This is a genomic window from Streptomyces sp. NPDC001927 (assembly GCF_053594455.1).
Genome location: NZ_JBSFEN010000001.1, coordinates 891960 through 909403 on the forward strand (window position 1 = coordinate 891960; position 17444 = coordinate 909403).

The 17444-nt window shown below is 72.8% G+C and carries 14 protein-coding genes; 5 read left to right on the forward strand and 9 right to left on the reverse strand.

All coding sequences use genetic code 11. The features are described from left to right. The 4 genes from ACWCO8_RS03730 to ACWCO8_RS03745 form a co-directional block, all read right to left on the reverse strand. Entirely contained in the window at window positions 1-1197 is a 1197-nt protein-coding gene (locus ACWCO8_RS03730; RefSeq protein WP_451030742.1) for a cytochrome P450, read from the reverse strand. Further along, window positions 1197-4652: a non-ribosomal peptide synthetase gene (locus tag ACWCO8_RS03735; RefSeq protein ID WP_451030743.1), complete on the reverse strand. Its 3456-nt coding sequence runs from the start codon at window positions 4650-4652 to the stop codon at window positions 1197-1199. The genes ACWCO8_RS03730 and ACWCO8_RS03735 overlap by 1 nt, the downstream gene beginning before the upstream one ends. Continuing rightward, entirely contained in the window at window positions 4649-6349 is a 1701-nt protein-coding gene (locus ACWCO8_RS03740; protein WP_451030744.1) for a condensation domain-containing protein, read from the reverse strand. The genes ACWCO8_RS03735 and ACWCO8_RS03740 overlap by 4 nt, the downstream gene beginning before the upstream one ends. A 92-nt stretch (window positions 6350-6441) precedes the next feature. Continuing rightward, window positions 6442-6621: a hypothetical protein gene (locus ACWCO8_RS03745; protein ID WP_362016311.1), complete on the reverse strand. Its 180-nt coding sequence runs from the start codon at window positions 6619-6621 to the stop codon at window positions 6442-6444. A gap of 365 nt (window positions 6622-6986) precedes the next feature. On the opposite strand from ACWCO8_RS03745, the gene ACWCO8_RS03750 reads away from it, so the two are divergent. From ACWCO8_RS03750 to ACWCO8_RS03765, 4 genes are all read left to right on the forward strand, one after another. Then, window positions 6987-7757: a LuxR C-terminal-related transcriptional regulator gene (locus tag ACWCO8_RS03750; RefSeq protein WP_362016309.1), complete on the forward strand. Its 771-nt coding sequence runs from the start codon at window positions 6987-6989 to the stop codon at window positions 7755-7757. Between the two features lie 374 nt (window positions 7758-8131). After that, window positions 8132-9448 carry a cytochrome P450 gene (locus ACWCO8_RS03755; protein ID WP_451030745.1) on the forward strand — a complete coding sequence of 439 codons (1317 nt, stop codon included), beginning with the start codon at window positions 8132-8134 and terminating at the stop codon, window positions 9446-9448. Beyond that, a complete protein-coding gene (locus ACWCO8_RS03760) occupies window positions 9445-10302 on the forward strand; it encodes a thioesterase II family protein (protein WP_451030746.1) in 858 nt (285 codons plus the stop codon). Before ACWCO8_RS03755 ends, ACWCO8_RS03760 begins: the two co-directional genes overlap by 4 nt. A 19-nt stretch (window positions 10303-10321) precedes the next feature. Further along, complete coding sequence (locus ACWCO8_RS03765; protein WP_451030747.1) at window positions 10322-11308, forward strand: aldo/keto reductase; 987 nt, start codon at window positions 10322-10324, stop codon at window positions 11306-11308. 60 nt (window positions 11309-11368) lie between these two features. On the opposite strand, the gene ACWCO8_RS03770 is transcribed toward ACWCO8_RS03765, so the two are convergent. After that, entirely contained in the window at window positions 11369-12724 is a 1356-nt protein-coding gene (locus tag ACWCO8_RS03770; protein WP_451030748.1) for a helix-turn-helix domain-containing protein, read from the reverse strand. Window positions 12725-12933: 209 nt separating this feature from the next. Here ACWCO8_RS03770 and ACWCO8_RS03775 point away from each other — a divergent pair, with 209 nt between their 5' ends. Next, window positions 12934-13644 (forward strand): DUF4232 domain-containing protein, encoded by a 711-nt coding sequence (locus ACWCO8_RS03775; protein WP_451030749.1) that lies wholly within the window; start codon window positions 12934-12936, stop codon window positions 13642-13644. Here the strand turns inward: ACWCO8_RS03775 and ccrA are convergent. The 4 genes from ccrA to ACWCO8_RS03795 are packed head-to-tail and all read right to left on the reverse strand — an operon-like array spanning window position 13637 to window position 17317. Beyond that, on the reverse strand, window positions 13637-14977 hold the full coding sequence (gene ccrA, locus ACWCO8_RS03780) for a crotonyl-CoA carboxylase/reductase (protein WP_451030750.1): 1341 nt from the start codon (window positions 14975-14977) through the stop codon (window positions 13637-13639). The genes ACWCO8_RS03775 and ccrA overlap by 8 nt on opposite strands. Then, window positions 14974-15669, reverse strand: a complete 696-nt coding sequence (locus ACWCO8_RS03785; RefSeq protein ID WP_451030751.1) for a 4'-phosphopantetheinyl transferase family protein — start codon at window positions 15667-15669, stop codon at window positions 14974-14976. The genes ccrA and ACWCO8_RS03785 overlap by 4 nt, the downstream gene beginning before the upstream one ends. Beyond that, on the reverse strand, window positions 15666-16532 hold the full coding sequence (locus tag ACWCO8_RS03790; RefSeq protein ID WP_451030752.1) for a metallophosphoesterase family protein: 867 nt from the start codon (window positions 16530-16532) through the stop codon (window positions 15666-15668). Before ACWCO8_RS03790 ends, ACWCO8_RS03785 begins: the two co-directional genes overlap by 4 nt. A 5-nt stretch (window positions 16533-16537) precedes the next feature. Further along, window positions 16538-17317 (reverse strand): thioesterase II family protein, encoded by a 780-nt coding sequence (locus ACWCO8_RS03795; protein WP_451030753.1) that lies wholly within the window; start codon window positions 17315-17317, stop codon window positions 16538-16540. Window positions 17318-17444: the final 127 nt, after the last annotated feature.

The window sequence follows — 17444 nt, forward strand, 5'->3', positions numbered from 1 at the left end:
TCAGACCTCTCCTCCCAGGTCGACGTACAGGTGGTCGAGACCGACGTAGCTGAGGTTGGGGCCCCAGACGGCGGCCTCTTCGGACAGCCGGGCGTGCGGGAACCGCGCGGCCAGGCGGCGCAGCAGGACGGCCGCCTCCAGGCGGGCCAGCGGCGCGCCGACGCAGTAGTGCGGACCGTGGCCGAAGACGAGGTTCCGCTCCCCGTCCGCGAGCGCGGCGGGGACCGGACCGGGAGCCGCGACCGCTCCGGTCACCGGACAAACGGCCGCCGGGACTTCCTCCTCGATCTCGTCGAGCGGCCCCTGTCCCGTCAGGCTCACCAGGACGAGGTCCCCCTCGCTCAGCCGCGCGCCCGCGAACTCCTGGTCGTACGCGACGACCCGGCCGAGGTGCCGCAGCGGCGGCTTGCGGACGAGCACCGACTCGACGAGCCCGGTGACCGCGCCCGGCTCGTCGCGCTTGACGGTCTCCCAGAGGGCCTGGTCGCCGAGGGCGGTCAGGACCGTGGAGCCGAGCAGCGAGGCCGTGGTCTCCAGGCCGCCGAAGAGGCACATGGCCCAGGTCGCGGTGGTCCGGGCCCGGTCCTCCGGGGTGTCGGTGGGGAAGCCCTCCAGGGCGCGGGCGCCGGCGAGCGCCTCGGCCATCTCCTCCATCACCTGGTGCGCGGCCAGCGCGTGGTCGCGGCGGTACATGGCGCCGATGAACAGCGACAGGGTCCGCGACCAGCGGTGCAGGACGGGCGGGTCCACGTCGACGCCGACGACGTGCGCCATGACCTTGCCCGAGATGCCCTCGGCGACGGCCGGCACGAGGTCCTGCGGGCGGTCGGCGGCGGCCAGTTCGGTCAGGCACTCGTCCGTGATCTCCTCGATGCGCGCCGCGAGAGACCGTACGTACGAGGCCGACAGCATCCGCTGGACCGGGCGCCGCAGCGCCGTGTGCTCGGGGGCGTCGGCCTGGACGAACCAGAGCCGCAGGAACTCGGTGAGCTCCCGGTACTCGGCGCGGGCCGCGTCCGTCATGTAGAGCTGGAAGGAGCGCTCGAAGGTCCCTGAGGCGAAGCCGGGGTGGTTGAGGACCTGCTGGGCCAGGCGCGGGTCGGCGACGACCCAGCAGTCGAGTCCTTCGTCCCACTCCGGCGCCCGGACGCCGTCCGCGAGGGACGGCGCCGGGACCGGTGCCGCGGTACGGGTCATCACTCCGCGGCCTTCTCGATGAGGGCGTTCAGCCCGGCGGGCGTGGGCGACAGCAGGAAGTCCCGCAGCCGTACGTTCGCGCCCAGCTCCTGCTTGACCTTGCGCATCAGGCGTACGGCGCCGAGGGAGTTGCCGCCGACCATGAAGAAGTCGGTTTCCTCGGTGACCTCGGTGAGGGGGTCGCCGTCGATGACGCCGTCGAACAGCGCGGCGATGCGTGCCAGATCCACCCCGGCCGGTGCCGGAGCGACCGGCTCCGCCTCGACCGGAGCCGGGGCGGGCACCGGAGCGGCCGACCGCTTCGCCGGTCCCGCCACCGCCGCGAGGGCGCGCCGGTCGACCTTGCCGTTGGCGGTCACCGGCAGCCGGTCCACCACGGCCCACAGGTTCGGGACCATGTAGGAGGGCAGGTTCTCCGCGAGCAGCTCGCGCAGGCCGACCGCGTCGACGGTCGCGCCCGGTGCGAGGACCACGGCGGCCACGAGCCGCTTGTCGGCGCCGTCGCCGTCGGTCACGATCACCACGGCGTCCTGCACCTCGGCGTGCGCGGCGAGGACGTCGCTGATGGCGCTCAACTCGACCCGGTAGCCCCGCAGTTTGACCTGGTCGTCGGCGCGGCCGAGGAAGCGGACGCGGCCGCTGGTGTCGACGCGGACGAGGTCGCCGGTCCGGTAGAGGCGCTCGGGCACGTCCGGGGAGAGGTTCCCGAAGACGCGGGCCGTCTCCTTCTCGTCGCCGAGGTAGCCGTCGGCGAGGCCGGCGCCGCTGGTGTACAGCTCGCCGACCGCGCCGGGCGGCAGCTGGCGGCGCCGGGCGTCGAGGACGTACACGCGGGTGCCGGGGACCGGGCGGCCGATGGGCAGCGGGCCGTCGACGTCCTCCACGCGTGCCACCGAGTGGGTGGTGGTGAAGGTGGTGTTCTCGGTCGGGCCGTACCCGTTGGTGAGGACGATGCCGGGGTGCCGGGCGAGCAGCCGGGCGGTGTGCTCGTGGGGCACGACGTCGCCGCCGGTGAGGAGCTGGCGCAGGCCGCCCAAGGAGTCCGGGGCGAACTCCTCGACCAGGCGGAAGAGTCCGGCGGTCAGCCAGGCGACGGTGACCCCGCGCTCCTGGAGGAAGGCGCCCAGCTCGGTCGGCGAGGCGAGCCCCGCCGGGTGCACTTCGAGGGAGGCGCCGGTGAGCAGCGCGCCCCACAGCTCCAGGGTGGAGGCGTCGAAGGAGAGCGGGGAGAGCCGCAGCATCCGCTCGCCCGCGCCGAGGCGGACGTAACCGGCCTCGTGGACCAGGCGTATGACGGCCCGGTGCGGTACGCAGACGCCCTTGGGCTGCCCGGTGGAGCCGGAGGTGAAGGCGACGTACGCGAGGCGCGCCGGGTCGGCGGGCGGGGTCGGCACGGCGTCGGGCGCGGCGGGCTGCCAGTCGGCCTCCCAGGTCGCGACGGCGGGGACGCCGAGCCCTGCGAAGCGCTCGGCCACGGCGGAGTCGACGGGTCCGGTGAGGGCCGCGGTCGGCTGCGCCCGCTCCAGGATCTTCGTCACGTGGCTGTCGGGCAGCGCGGGGTCGATGCCGACGTACGCGGCACCCGCCCAGGCCACACCGAGGACGGCGACGGCCTCGGCGACCGAGCGGTCCACTCCGACGAGGACCCGGTCACCGGGCCGTACCCCCGCCGCGAGCAGCAGCCGGGCCTGCTCGGCGGCGGCCTCGACCAGCTGGCCGTACGTCAGGGTGTGGGCGGCGTCGCGGACGGCGACGGCGCCGGGCTCGCGCGCGGCCACCTCGCGGAAGAGGGCGTCGAGGGAGGTGACGGGGAAGTCCCGGCCGCTCTCGTTGATCTCGTCCAGGAGCGCGCGGCTCTCCACGGAGATGCCCCGGACGTCCTCGAGCCGGGCGTCGGGCGCGTCGGCGAGCTGGCCGACGGCGGCGCGGAAGTCGGCGACGAACGCCTCCGCCTCGGCCTGGCGCCAGACGCTCGTCGCGTACTCCAGGTGGCCGGCGTACGACGGGTCGGCGTGGCCGATGAGCATCGTCAGGTCGAACTGGGAGCCGCCGCCGTGGCCCTCCTCGACGCGGACGCGCAGCGGTCCGGCGGTCAGCTCGCGCGGGACGAGCTGGTCGTGCATGCCGAAGCAGACCTGGACGAGCGGGTGGCAGCCGAGGCTGCGCTCGACGCCGAGGCGGGCGACGAGCTCCTCGAAGGGCAGGTCGCCGGCGTCGATGGCGGCGCCGAGCGAACGGTGCACCCCGCGCAGGTAGTCGGCGACGTCGAGGTCGTCGTCCACGTCGACGCGGACCGGCACGAGGTTGCCCGCGACGGCGACGAGCCGGCGCAGTTCGGAGGTGCCGCGGCCCAGCAGCGGTACGCCGACCAGGAGGCGGCGGGCGCCGGTGCGGCGGGCCAGGGTGAGGCCGAAGGCGCCGAGCAGGAAGGCGTACGGGGTGATGCCGAGGGCGCGGGCCTGTGCGGCGACCCGCTCGGTGACGCCGGGGCCGAGGTCGAGGCCGAGGCGGTCGCCGGCGCCGTCCTGGACGGCCGGGCGCTGCTGGTCGGCGGGGAGTTCGAGGACGGACGGCACGCCGTCGAGGTGGGAGCGCCAGAACGCGGCCTGCTCGTCCCAGGCGCCGCGGGCGCGGGCCTCCTCCTGGTGCCGGCGGAGGGCGGCCAGCGGGGTGCCGAGGTCGCGGGGTGCGGCCTGGCCGACCTGGTCGGCCTCGGCGGCGAGTTCGGCGTACGTCTCGAATATCTCGCGCAGCAGGTGTCCGACGGCGTAGCCGTCGAGGACCATGTGGTGCGCCGCGAGGACGAGGGCACCGCGCTCGTCCTCGGCGGCGGCGGGGGCCCAGTGGCCGAACCGGTAGGCGGGGGCGGCCGCCAGGTCGAAGGGCTCGCGGCCGAGGGCGGCGCCCTCGCGGCGGACCTGGTTCTCGAAGGCCTCCGCCGGGCCGACGTAGGTGTGCGTGACGAGTTCGGGGGTGTGCGCGGGCAGGATCTCCTGGACCACGTCGTCGTGGGTCTCGCGGAAGACGGTGCGCAGCCCCTCGTGGCGGGCGACGGTGGCGGCGATGGCCTTGGTGAGGAGGTCGCGGTCGAGCCGGCCGCCCTCGGTGAAGCAGTGGAAGACCAGGTTGTACGGGGAGCCGCCGGCGACCCGCTCGATCAGCCACATGCCGCGCTGGGCGGGCGTGAGGGCCTGCTCGGCGCTGCCGGTGAGCAGTTCGGCGGAGGCCGCCTCGGCGGGGGCGACGGGCGTGGCGCCGTCGAGCACCTGCCCGAGGGGGGCCTCGCCGAGGAGGTCCATGATGGCGACGCGCAGTCCGAGCCGCTCCTGCAGGACGGCCGCGAGGCGCATGGCGCGCAGCGAGTCGCCGCCGAGGGAGATGAAGCTCTCGTCGCCGAAGGCGTCCGGGCCGTCCGGGAGGTCGAGGACCTCGGCGGCCAGCGCCCGGGCCGTCATCGGGCGGCTCCGGTGGACTGGGTGCGGGCGGCGGCGAGGAGCGCGGCACGGTCGCCGCCGGCGCCGGGGGCGGCGGCCGGGGCAGCGGCGGCGGCGATCAGCTCGGCCTGGCCCTCGACGGTGGGCGAGCGGAACAGGTCCATGGTGCGGACCTCGCGACCGGAGACCTGGCCGAGGCGCTCCACGAGGAGGACCAGGAGCAGCGAGTCGCCGCCGGACTCGAAGAAGCTGACGTCGTCGGCGACCTCGTCGGTCTCCAGGACCTCGCGCCAGATGGAACGTACGAGTTCGAGGCGGGCCTCCGGGTCGTCCAGGTCGACGGCCGGGGCGGTGGCGTGGGGGCGTACGGACTCTTCGAGCACGGGATTCTCCGGGAAGGTGGCGAGGTCCGCGGCGCTGCGCCGCAGAGCGTTGAGGAAGTCCTGGACCTCGCCGGTGCCGAACACATGGACCGGGTAGTCCAGGGACAGCCCGAGCCGCCGTCCGTCGGGCGTGTCCTCGAGACGGACGAACAGGGCCAGGTCGTACTTGATGAACATCGGGTCGAGCGGGCGCAGCCGGCCGGCGGTGCCGGGGACCAGGTCCAGGGACCGGGGCGCCTCGTCGAGGTTGACCAGGACCGGCGACAGTGGCGGCCACAGGGCGTTGCGGTCGGGGTTGAGGGCGGCGGAGACCGCGTCGAGGGGTACGTCGCTGTCGACGAAGGCCTCCATGCCGCTGATCCGTACGCCGGCGAGCAGGTCGTGCCAGGTGTCCTCGCCGTCGACGGTGACCCGGAGCACGACGGTGGTCATGAACATCCCGATCACGTCGGCGGTGGCGGGGTCGTCGCGGCCCGGCCAGGCGAAGGCGATGAGGAAGTCCCGCTGGGGCCCGGTGCGGGCGAGGGTCGCGGCGAGCAGCGCGACGCCGACCATGAAGGGCGTACAGCCCTCGCGGGCGGCGACCTCCATGATCCGGGCGGTGGTCGCCGTGTCGAGGGAGGTGGTGACGGTGGCGCCGAGCAGGGACTCCTCGGTGCCGTCGGGTGCGGTACGGGTGAAGGGCAGACGCACCTCGGCGGGTGCGCCGCGCAGCCGGTCGACGACCTCGGCGACCTGCTCGGCGATCGCGTCCGGGTCGCGGGCGGCGACGACGGAGGCGGGGTGCGGTGGGGTGCTCAGGAGCGGTTCGACCCCGTCGACGGCGGCCCGGTAGAGGGCGACGATGTCGTCGAGGAGCATGCCGCGGGAGACCCCGTCGAAGATGATGTGGTGCACGTTGAGGACGAGGAGGGTGCGCTCGGGCCCGAGGCGCATGACCTCCGCCCGGGCGGGCGCGTCCTTCGCGAGGTCGAACGGCGCGGAGCACAGGGCCCGTACCAGGTTGTCGACCTCCTCCTCGGTCCAGCCCTCGGCCTCGGCGTCGAGGAAGCCGGGCTCGGCCGGCGGGCCTTCGGTCGTGTACTCGACCTGGCGGCGCTTGACGTCGAGCCGGAAGCGGGCGCGGAGCGAGGGGTGCCGGGAGAGGGACCGTCCGACCGCCGAGACCAGCGCCGCGTGGTCCACGGGGCCGGTGAACTCGACGACCGTGGGGACCAGTTGGGTGGGGCGCAGCAGCTCGTCCCGGTCCAGGACCCAGATGCCTTGCTGCACCCTCGTGGCCGGATACCAGACGTGTCCGGTCGGTGACGTACCGTACGGCGCTGCGGGCAGCACGAATGGACCTCCGAATTCGGCGGGGGCGGTGAGTGGGATGGAGCTACGTGGAGAGGTGGAGCTACGTGGAGCGGCGGGCGCTCAGGCCCGGCTCAGCCCCACTGGGAGTCGTCGAGCGGCGCGACGGGGGTCTGCGGCGGGGTCGGGCCCCACTGGGAGTCGGCCTGGACGGTGCCGGCGGGAGCGGTGTCGGTGGTGACGGCCAGTCCCGCGATGGCCGGAATCGTCAGCGCGAGAACGGCCAGAGCGCGGACGGAAACGTGCTTGAACATCTCTATACCTTGCCTTTTCACTGTGGTCGGAAGTGACGCTGCATGGTTTAGACCTGTGTGGTTCCCCGTCCGGAATCATGCGCTGTACTGACGCGCCGGGTCACCCATGATCGGGGAGGATGATCCTGCAATGCGGAAACCAGCAGGGTGGGGAAATGTGCACGAGATCGGACAATGGAAGCGAAGATCGCACCGTCGAGATCTGCGCGGACGGACTTCAGTACTACGCGGACTCCTTGGCGAACCGGCCGACGCCGGGCGAATGCCCTCGATGCCTGCTTGACCTGGGACTTGTCCAGCGTGTTCCGGACGGGAACCTGGCCCCGATCCCGCCTCGGCTGGCCTCCGGGGCGCAGATGGATCGTATGGAACGCGCCATCGACGAGAAGAAGCACGCCCTCGCGACGATGCGTGCCTCCATCGCCCAGGCGCAGGAGGTCTATCTGGACAGTTACGGCCAGGGGGATTCGCATCTGATTCGCGTCGTGCAGGGGGCCGACGCGATCAGCGCGACGCTTTCGGCGGCCGTGCACGCCTGTGAAGAAGAACTGCTGACGGCGCAACCGGGCGGGGGCCGGCCGCAGGAACTCCTCGACAAGGCGCTCGCGAGCGATCTGGAGGCGATCGGGCGGGGTGTCGCCCAGCGGACGATCTACCAGCACACGATCCGCTCCCACCAGCCGACGCTCACGTACGTCGAGCACATCGCGCGGGCGGGCGGGGAGGTCCGGACGCTCGACGAGGTCTTCGACCGGCTGATCGTCTGCGACCGGAAGATCGCCTTCATCCCGGACCCCAGCTCGGAGCGGAGCGAGATCGCGCTCGCCGTGGAGCATCCCGGCGTGGTCCGGTACCTGGTGGGCATCTTCGAGCACGCCTGGCAGCGGGCCTCGCCGCTGCGCAACTTCCCCAGCACGCGGTTGCCCCCGCTGCTCACGGACGAGGTGCGGCGGGCGATCCTGCGGCACATGGTGAACGGCTACACGGACGACGCGATCGCCGCCCGGCTCGGCATGAGCACGCGCAGCGTGGCCAACCACATGCGGTGGGCGGCGGAGCTCTTCGGCAGCCGCAGCCGGGCCCAACTGGCCTACCTGATCGCCAAGAGCGGCTTCCTGGACGACGCCCCGGAGTGACGGGACGGCCGGGGGGTGGGGTGAGGGCCTGCGGAGGCCGGGGGCGCCGGGGCCTGCGGGCCCGGGGACGCCGGGGCCTGCGGGCCCGGGGACGCCGGGGCGCGGGAGGGGACGCCGGGGTCCGCTTCACGTTCGGCGCGGTGTCATGTACGTTGTGCCATCAGCACCACCCCCCGCGCGGCCCTCTCCGGCCGCAGCAGAGCGCAGACCGGCTGGTTCCCCGTCGCGCCACGCAGGACCCTGCCCCGGGTCGTCGATCCGGTGGCCTGTGGTCCGTCTCCTCACACGCGCCCCGCGCCGTCCTCTCCGTACGCCGCGAGCCCGCGTGTCATGGCGCGTTCCCACCGCCCGCCCCGGCGAAAGGAAGACGGGTCTTGACCGTCCACGCCACCACACCGTCCGACACACCGTCACTCGTACCGCCGCCCGGCTGCCCGATGCACGCGGCCGCCACCGGCCCCGCCGACGCCCTCGACCTGGTCGACCCGGGTCTCTACAGCGACGGCGACCCGCACCCGGTCTGGGCGCGGATGCGCGCGCTCGACACCCTGACCCGCCACGAGGTCGACGCCGACCGCTGGTTCTGGAACGTCGTCCGCTTCGACGACTCCGACCGCGTCCTGCGCGACACCGCGACGTTCACGTCCGAGCGCGGCACCATGCTCGACCTGCTGGGTCTCGACGACCCGGCCAGCGGCAAGCAGCTCGCGGCCACCGACCCGCCGCGCCACACCGAGATGCAGGGCCGGCTCAAGAAGGCCCTCGCCATCAAGTCGGTCGACCGGCAGCGGGAGATGATCCGCGACCTGGTCGTCCCGCTCATCGAACCGCTCGGCGACGGCGGCACGTTCGACTTCGCGCAGGCCATGCTGGCGATGCCGATGTCGGTCACCGGCACCATGATGGGCCTGCCGACCTCGGACTGGTCCTGGCTCAACCGGCTCACCACCGTGTGCATCGCCGCCGACGACCCCGAGTACCAGGACGCGGGTGGCCGTGACGTCACCCTGAAGGCGGCCCACCGGGACCTGTTCGCCTACTTCCAGGACCTGGTGCGGTTCCGCCGGAACAACCTGGGCGACGATCTGCTGAGCGTCCTGATCTCCACGGAGTTCGAGGGCCGGCACATGGCGCCCGACGAGATCGTCGCCAACTGCTACAGCCTGCTGCTCGGCGCGAACGTCACCACCCCGCACGCGCCGAACTTCGTGATGGCCGAGTTCATCGAGTCCGGCGTGCTCCAGGACTGGGCCGCGCACCCGGAGGCCGACGCCACCGGCCTGGAGGAGTCCCTGCGCTGGGCCTCCCCCGTCAACCACTTCCTGCGGTACGCCACCCGTGACATCGAGATCCGCAACACGCGGATCAAGGCCGGGGACGCGGTCGTCGTCTGGCTCGGCTCCGCCAACCGCGACGACCGGGTCTTCACGCGCGGAGCCGAGTTCGACATCCGGCGCAAGCCCAACAAGCACCTCGCGTTCGGCATCGGCCCGCACTACTGCATCGGCCACAGCGTCGCCCGCGTCACCCTCAAGACGCTGTACCACGAGCTGTTCACCCGCTTCGAGGACTTCCGGCCCGCCGGCACCCCCGAGCGGCTGCGCTCCAACTTCGTCTCCGGCTACAAGCACATCCCGATCACCGCCCGCCCCGCCCGCGGCGGCGACGGCCGGGCGAGGAGGACGGCGTGACGCCGACGGGAGCGACGCCCTCGGGCCCGACCACCCCGGCCAGGACCGCCGTCGCGCCGACCGGGTCACGGTGGCTGCGCCGCTTCCACACCGCGCCGCCCGGCGCCCCGCGCCTGCTGGTCCTCCCGCACGCGGGCGGCAACGCCTCGTACTACTTCCCGCTCTCGGCCGCCCTGGCCGACCACGCCGAGGTCCTCGTCGTGCAGTACCCGGGCCGCCAGGAGCGGTTCGGCGAGCCGTGCGTGGAGTCCCTGCACGAGCTGGCCGACCTGGTGACCGCCGAACTGCTCGGCGCCCGGGAGACCTTCCTGGACCGGCCGTTCACGGTCTTCGGGCACAGCATGGGCGCCTCGCTCGCCTTCGAGGTGTCCTGCCGGCTCCGCGACGCGGGCCTCCCGCCCGCCGCGCTCGCCGTCTCCGGCCGGCGCGCGCCCTCGATCGCGGCGCCCGGCGCGGTGCACCTCGCCGACGACGAGCGGCTCATCGCGGACATGAAGCTGCTCGGCGGCACGGACGAGCGGATGCTCGACCACCCCGAGCTGCTCGCCGCGATCCTGCCCGCCGTGCGCAGCGACTACGTGGCCACGGAGACGTACCGCTTCCGCGGCGCCACCCCGCTGGACTGCCCCGTCACCGCGCTCATCGGCGACATCGACCCCCGGGTCGACGAGCCGCAGGCGCTCGCCTGGCGCACCCACACCACGGGCGCGTTCCGGCTGCGCTCGTACGCGGGCGGCCACTTCTATCTCGTACGTCACCTGGACGCCATCGTGTCCGAGCTGCTCGCCGACCTTCCGGCCGGCCGTACCGGCAGCACGGACACCGTCAGCACCGGCGCACCCACCCACCCCTGATCCGAAAGGACCGTCCGTCATGAAGTACCGCGTCATCGGAAGTTCGCCCGCAACGCGCCGCGAGGTCAGTGTGCTGAGTCTCGGCGCCATGACCTTCGGCACCACCGTGGACGAGGCGACGTCCTACGCGATCCTCGACCGCTTCGTCGAGGCCGGCGGCACGTTCATCGACACCTCCAACAACTACGCGTTCTGGGTCAACGGCACCCAGGGCGGCGAGAGCGAGGAGCTGGTCGGCCGCTGGCTGAAGAGCCGGGGCATCGGCGACGAGATCACCATCGCCACCAAGCTGGGCGCCCGCCCCAACCAGCCCACCTCGGGCTTCAGCCTGGACGTCGAGGGCCTCTCCGCCAAGGTCATCCGCGAGTCCTCGGAGCGCAGCCGCGAGCGCCTCGGCATCGAGAAGATCCACCTGCTGTACGCGCACATCATGGACGAGCACACCCCGCTGGAGGAGACCGTCCAGGGCTTCGCCGACGTCGTCGCGGACGGCGTGGCCGGCCTGCTCGGCGCCAGCAACCACTGGGCCTGGCGCGTCGAGCGCGCCCGCATCCTGGCCGCCGCGGCCGGCGTCCCCGGCTACGAGGTGCTCCAGCACCACCACAGCTACCTGCGCCAGCGCATGGACATCCCGAGCCTGCGCTCCCCCGACGGCAACCAGGGCCTGGTCAGCGGCGATCTGCTCAGCTACCTGCGCGCCAACCCCGAGCTCACCCAGGTCTCGTACTCGCCGCTGATCTCGGGCGCGTACGTACGGGACGACAAGCCGCTCGGCGCGGGCTTCGAGCACGCGGGCACCGAGCCGCGGCTCAAGGCGATCCGCGAGGTGGCGGCGGAGACCGGCGCGACGGTCAACCAGGTGGTCCTGGCCTGGCTGATGGGCGGCGACATCCCGGTCCTGCCGCTGGTCGGCGCCTCGTCGGTGGCCCAGCTGGACGAGAACCTGGGCGCGGTCGACCTCGAACTGACCGAGGAGCAGCGGAAGAAGCTCGACTCCGTCAACTGACGCCACGCACTCCCGCCGCGTGCCCCGCGCCTCGTCCGAGACGCGGGGCACGCGGCCGTCCTACGGCGTCTGCTCGCTGTTGTCCTCGACGGGCCGGTCGATCCACTCGTTCCAGCCCAGCGGCCGGTCGTAGCCGGGCCGGCCCACGTTGCCGCTCGTACGGAACGGCTTGCCTTCGTCGTCGATGCGGACCGTGCCGCGCTGTTTGCCGCTGGACCAGTCCAGTTCGATGTACCAGCTCACGTCGTGCGCCTGGGCGCTCGCCATCACGTAGAAGACCTCGGGGTCGGACTCGCTGACCTTGTACGGGAAGTCCCGCTGGCCGGCGACGGGGGTGAGGTCGGGGCGCGGGGAGTCGAGGTCCACGGCGAAGGACTTGGTCTCCACCTCACCGCCGCAGCCGACGCCCATGCTGTAGTCGTTCCAGGGGAGCGGCGCGCCCTTCTTCTCGACGCGGACGTGGAGGGCCTCCAGGACGACGGTCTGCTTCCCGGTGCCCTGCACGGTCAGCGCGAGGAGGTGGTCGCCGCCGGTCACGCCGCCGAGCGAGGCCACCCAGCCGGGCGCCTCCGCCTCGATGGGCGGCGGGGGGACCTGCGCGGGCTCCCGGTCCAGCAGGTAGTGCTGGCTGCACGGGTGTTCCCACTTGTACGGGTTCGCGGCGACGGTCGGCGCGGTGGCCTCCCCTTGGCCCCCGCCCGTTCCCGTACCCGCGCCGTTGCCCGTGCTGTTCGGCGCCGACGGCGTCGGGGTGGGGCTGCCGCTCTTGCCCGATACCGACGGCGTCGGGGTCTTGGTGGCGGCGCCGGTCTCCGGGCGCTCGGAGACGGACGAGGAGCCCGTGGTCTCCCGCTTGTCGTCGCCGTCCGCGCCGCTGGGGACGTTCAGCACGAGGGCCACCGTGACGACGGCCGCGACGACGGCGGCACCGGCGATCGCGACGGTACGCCGACCCCACCCGCGCCGGGGGCGGGGCTCGGCGTCGGGCGCGGGGGCCGGGCCGCTGACGACCAGTTCGTTGTCGTCGGAAGCCTCCGATTCCGCGTCCTCGGCCTTGGCTTCCGCCTGAGGCGCCGGTGCGGGCGCGGGCGCCGGTTCCGGCGCGGCTGCGGCTGCCGGTGCGGCTGCGGCTGCTGGCGCGGGCGCCGGTGCGGCTTCGGGCGCCGAACCCTTGCGCTGGCGCGTCACGTCCGCGTGCACCCAGAGCCGGTGGAGCTCGACGAGCTCGTCCGGCGTCGCCTTGCAGAGCCGCGCGAAGCGCTCCACGGGCGCGTAGTCCGTCGGCACGGCCTCCCCGGTGACGTACCGATGGAGGGTGGAACCGCTCATGTGCAGGCGCTTCCCCATCGAGCCGTAGCTCAGTCCCGAGCGCTCCTTGAGCCGTCCCAGAAGCGTCGCGAACTCGTCCCCGACCACCGTTTCATCCTCTCCCGCATCCCGCCCCCGCATCCCAGGGAGCGACATCCCCCCCAGGTCAACGGCGCGACTTCGTCCCAGTGTCCCGTACCACCCGGCGGTTGTGGCGGGCGGGACGGATCTTCGCACAAGCTCTGGTCATCCAAGCACGCCGCAGCGGCCCCGCCGCCGGCCTGCACTCGACCCACGCACATCCCGGGGGACCTCTCATGTCCGGACGCATCACCCGAACCCGCCTGCTCGCCGCGACGACGGTCGCTATCGCCGCACTCTCGCTGACCGCGTGTGGTGACACGGACGCCACTTCCGCACGGAGCCACGGCACCGCCGACTCGGCCTCCTCCACGGCCACCTCCACCCCCACCGCGAGCCCGTCCGCGTCGCAGCCCGCCACGCAGCCGCCGAGCACGAGCCCGACGGCGCAGCCGGCGAAGAGCACGCCGAAGAAGTCCGGCGGCAAGGAGAACGGCGGCCAGGGCGAGGCGAAGGGCTCCTCCGGCGGGGGCGGCGAATCCAGGAACCCGCAGTGCGGCACCGGCACGACCAAGACCATCGCCACGCCGGTCTCCCGCCCGCTGAACCACCTGCTGATCACCGTCACCAACACCGGCACGAAGTACTGCGACCTCCTCGGCCACCCGGTCGCCCGCTTCGGCGAGGCCCAGTCCGTGCCCCCGGTGGACGAGTCCACCCACCCCCAGGCGGTCGTCACCCTCGCCCCGGGCGAGTCCGGCTACGCGGGTGTCCGCCTCTCGGCCGCGGACGGCAGCGGTACGCACGGCTACACGACCAAGAGCCTGACGGTCGCCTTCAGGAACGGCACGGTCGCGAACCCCTCGCTCCCCGGCAAGGGCGTGTACGTCGACTCCTCGCTCCAGGTGACGTACTGGCAGCAGCAGATGGGCGACGCCCTCAACTGACGGCGCGGAAGCGGTTGATGGCGTCGATGTGCTTCGCGCGCATCTCCGGGTCGCGCACGCCCAGGCCCTCGTCGGGGGCGAGGCCGAGGACGCCGACCTTGCCCTGGTGGAGGTTGCGGTGGACGTCGTAGGCGGCCTGGCCGGTCTCCTCCAGGGAATAGGTCCTGGAGAGGGTGGGGTGGATCTTGCCCTTGGAAACCAGGCGGTTGGCCTCCCACGCCTCGCGGTAGTTGGCGAAGTGCGAGCCGACGATCCGCTTCAGCGACATCCACAGGTAGCGGTTGTCGTACTCGTGGTGGTAGCCCGAGGTCGAGGCGCAGGTGACGATCGTGCCGCCCTTCCGGGCGACGTAGACCGAGGCGCCGAAGGTCTCGCGGCCCGGGTGCTCGAAGACGATGTCCACGTCCTCGCCGCCCGTGAGTTCGCGGATGCGCTTGCCGAGGCGCTTCCACTCCTTCGGGTCCTGGGTGCGCTCGTCCTTCCAGAACCGGTACCCCTCGGCGTTGCGGTCGATGACCGCCTCCGCGCCCATCGCCCGGCAGATCTCCGCCTTCTCGGGGGAGGAGACGACACAGACCGGGTTGGCGCCGCCGGCCAGGGCGAACTGGGTGGCGTACGAACCGAGTCCGCCGCTCGCGCCCCAGATCAGGACGTTGTCGCCCTGCTTCATGCCGGCGCCGTTGCGGGAGACCAGCTGGCGGTACGCGGTCGAGTTGACCAGGCCGAGGGAGGCGGCCTCCTCCCAGGTCAGGTGCCTGGGCTTGGGCATCAGCTGGTTGGACTTGACGAGCGCGATCTCGGCCAGACCGCCGAAGTTGGTCTCGAAGCCCCAGATGCGCTGCTGGGGGTCGAGCATCGTGTCGTTGTGCCCGTCCGGCGACTCCAGCTCGACCGAGAGGCAGTGGGCGACGACCTCGTCGCCCGGCTGCCAGGCGTTCACGCCGGGGCCGGTGCGCAGCACGACGCCCGCGAGGTCGGAGCCGAGGACGTGGTACGGCAGGTCGTGGCGCCGGCCCTGCGGTTGCTGCCTGCCGTAGCGCTCCAGGAAGCCGAAGGTGGGCAGGGGTTCGAAGATCGAGCTCCACACGGTGTTGTAGTTGATCGAACTGGCCATCACCGCCACCAGCGCCTCGCCGGGTCCCAGTTCGGGCACCGGCACCTCGTCCAGGTGGAGGGACTTGCGCGGGTCCTTGTCCGCGGAGTCCATGCCCGCGAACATCTCGGCCTCGTCCTTGCGGACGACGACTCCCCGATAGCTCTCGGGGATCGGCAGCGCGCGGATGTCGTCGGCGGTCGCCTCCCCGGAGAGGATGGCGCCGGCAAGGTCCTTCACGTGTTTCTCCTCGTCTGGCTTGTGCTGTGGAGCAGGACGATCGAGGTGCCGAGCAGTCCGTCGCGCACGCTCCAGCGGCCGGCCATCCGGCGCCCCGTCGGCCAGGGGCCTTCGACGAGGAGCTCGGCGTGGAAGCCGCCCGAAGTGCCGGTCCGGCTGTCGCCCTCGACGTCGAAGGTGATCGTCGCGTCCTCGAAGGAGAGGAACCGCTCGGTCAGCGGGAACCACGCCTTGTACACGGACTCCTTCGCGCTGAACAGCAGCCTGTCCCAGCACACGCCCGGGTTCGTGCGCCCCAGCGCGTGGACGGCCGCGCTCTCCTTCGGGAACGCGATGGCCTCCAGGACGCCGTCCGGGAGGGGTTCGTTCGGTTCGGCGTCGATGCCGATGGTCAGGGCCTCCCCGGCGCGGGCCACCGCCGCGGCGCGGTAGCCGACGCAGTGCGTCATGCTGCCGACGACGCCCGCCGGCCACCGCGGCGCACCGCGCTGCCCCGGCAGGATCGGTACGGAGGGGATGCCCAGGCCCGCCAGCGCCTTGCGGGCGCAGGCGCGGGTCGTGGTGAACTCCCGCCGACGGGTGTCGACGGCGAGGGCGATGTGCTCTTCCTCTTCCGGGTGGAGCGGCTCGTGCGTCAGGTCGGTGCGGGAGTCCGCGTACCGCACGCCGGCCGGGAGTATGTCGCCGATCATCCGCGCGCCTCCTCCTGGAGCACCGGGCGCAGCAGCGTCTTCGGCAGGCCCCGTCTGCCCCACTCGCGGGGGTATCCGAGCGAGACCTCCATGAAGGGCACCCCGTCGTAGGTGGTGTCGCGGGGGATGTGCAGGTGTCCGTAGACGGCGGCCGCGGTACGGAACCTGCGGTGCCAGTCGGCGGTCAGCTCGGTGCCGCACCACTGGGCGAACTCGGGGAACCACAGCACCGACGTGGGCTCCCGTACGAGCGGGAAGTGGTTCACCAGGACGAGGGGGATCTCCGGGTCGCACGCGGCGAGCCGCTCCTCGGTCGCGCTGACGCGGGCGCGGCACCAGGCCTCGCGGCTCGGGTAGGGGTCCGGGTGCAGCAGGAACTCGTCGCTGCAGACCACGCCGGCGTCGTAGGCGCGGGCCAGCGCCTGTTCCTGGGTGAGTCCGGGCGCGCGGAAGGTGTAGTCGTACAGCAGGAACAGCGGGGCCACCGTCACCGGGCCACCGGCTCCCCGCCAGACCGGGTACGGGTCCTCGGGGGTGTGCACGCCGACGCTGCGGCAGAAGGCGACCAGGTGGTCGTAGCGTGCCTGGCCGCGCAGTTGGACCGGGTCCGACGGGTGGGTCCACAGCTCGTGGTTGCCCGGCGCCCACACCACCTCGGCGAACCGGTCGCGCAGCAGGGTCAGGGCCCACTCGATGTCCGTGGTCAGCTCGCCGACGTCGCCGGCGATGAGCAGCCAGTCGCCGTCGTTCTCCGGCTTCATGTCCTCGACGATGCGGCGGTTCTCGGCGTGGGAGACGTGCAGGTCGCTCACGGCGAGCAGTCGGCCGGACCCGCCGGGCCGTTCGGTCTCTCGGTCTGTCATGGGTCTCACACCTGGGCTTCCGCTCGCGGGGCGAGCTTGCGCAGGTACTCCTTGATCTGGGCGTTGACGGCGCGGTGTTGCGGCACGAGGTAGAAGTGGCCGCCGGGGTGGACGAGGAGTTCGAAGGCGCCGGTGGTCTCCTCGTCCCAGCTCCGCGCCTCGTCGAGCGTGACCCGCGGGTCGGCGTCACCGGTCATCACGACGACGGGGCAGCTCAGCCGCTGTCCCGGGCCGCGTCGGTAGGTCTCCACGAGCCGGTAGTCGGCGCGGATCGCCGGCAGGATCATCTGCAGCATCTCCGGGTCGTCGAGGAGGGTGAGGTCGGTGCCGTTGAGCTTCTTCATCTCCTCGACAAGACCGGCGTCGTCGCGCTGGTGGACCACTTCGGTACGGACCCGGGACGGGCCGCGGCGGCCGGAGGCGAAGAGGACGGCGGGCGGACGCCCGGCGGCCTCGAGACGGCGGGCGAGTTCGAAGCCGACGACGGCGCCCATGCTGTGCCCGAACAGGGCCAGGGGGGTGTCGTCGTGGGGGTCGAGGACGCGGAACAGCTCGTCCGCGAGGGAGTCGAGGGAGTCGGCGGCGGGCTCCGCCCGCCGGTCCTGACGGCCGGGGTACTGCACCGCGAGGACGTCGACCTCGGGCCCCAGCGCCGCCGAGACGGGGAAGAAGAAGCTCGCGGAGCCTCCCGCGTGCGGCAGACAGAGAAGGCGCGTTGCGCCGGGCGACGTCGGATGGAAGCTCCGCATCCACAGCTTGTGTTCGTCGCTGGACCGGTTCGCCATCAGTTCCCCTTGTTTCCACACATGCGGTCGGATCGAACGGTACGGAGGGCGGGACGGCTCCCGCTCTCCGTACCGGTGCGGTGCCGGCCGGTCTCGTACCGGTCGGCACCGCGGTGGCGCGGACGTC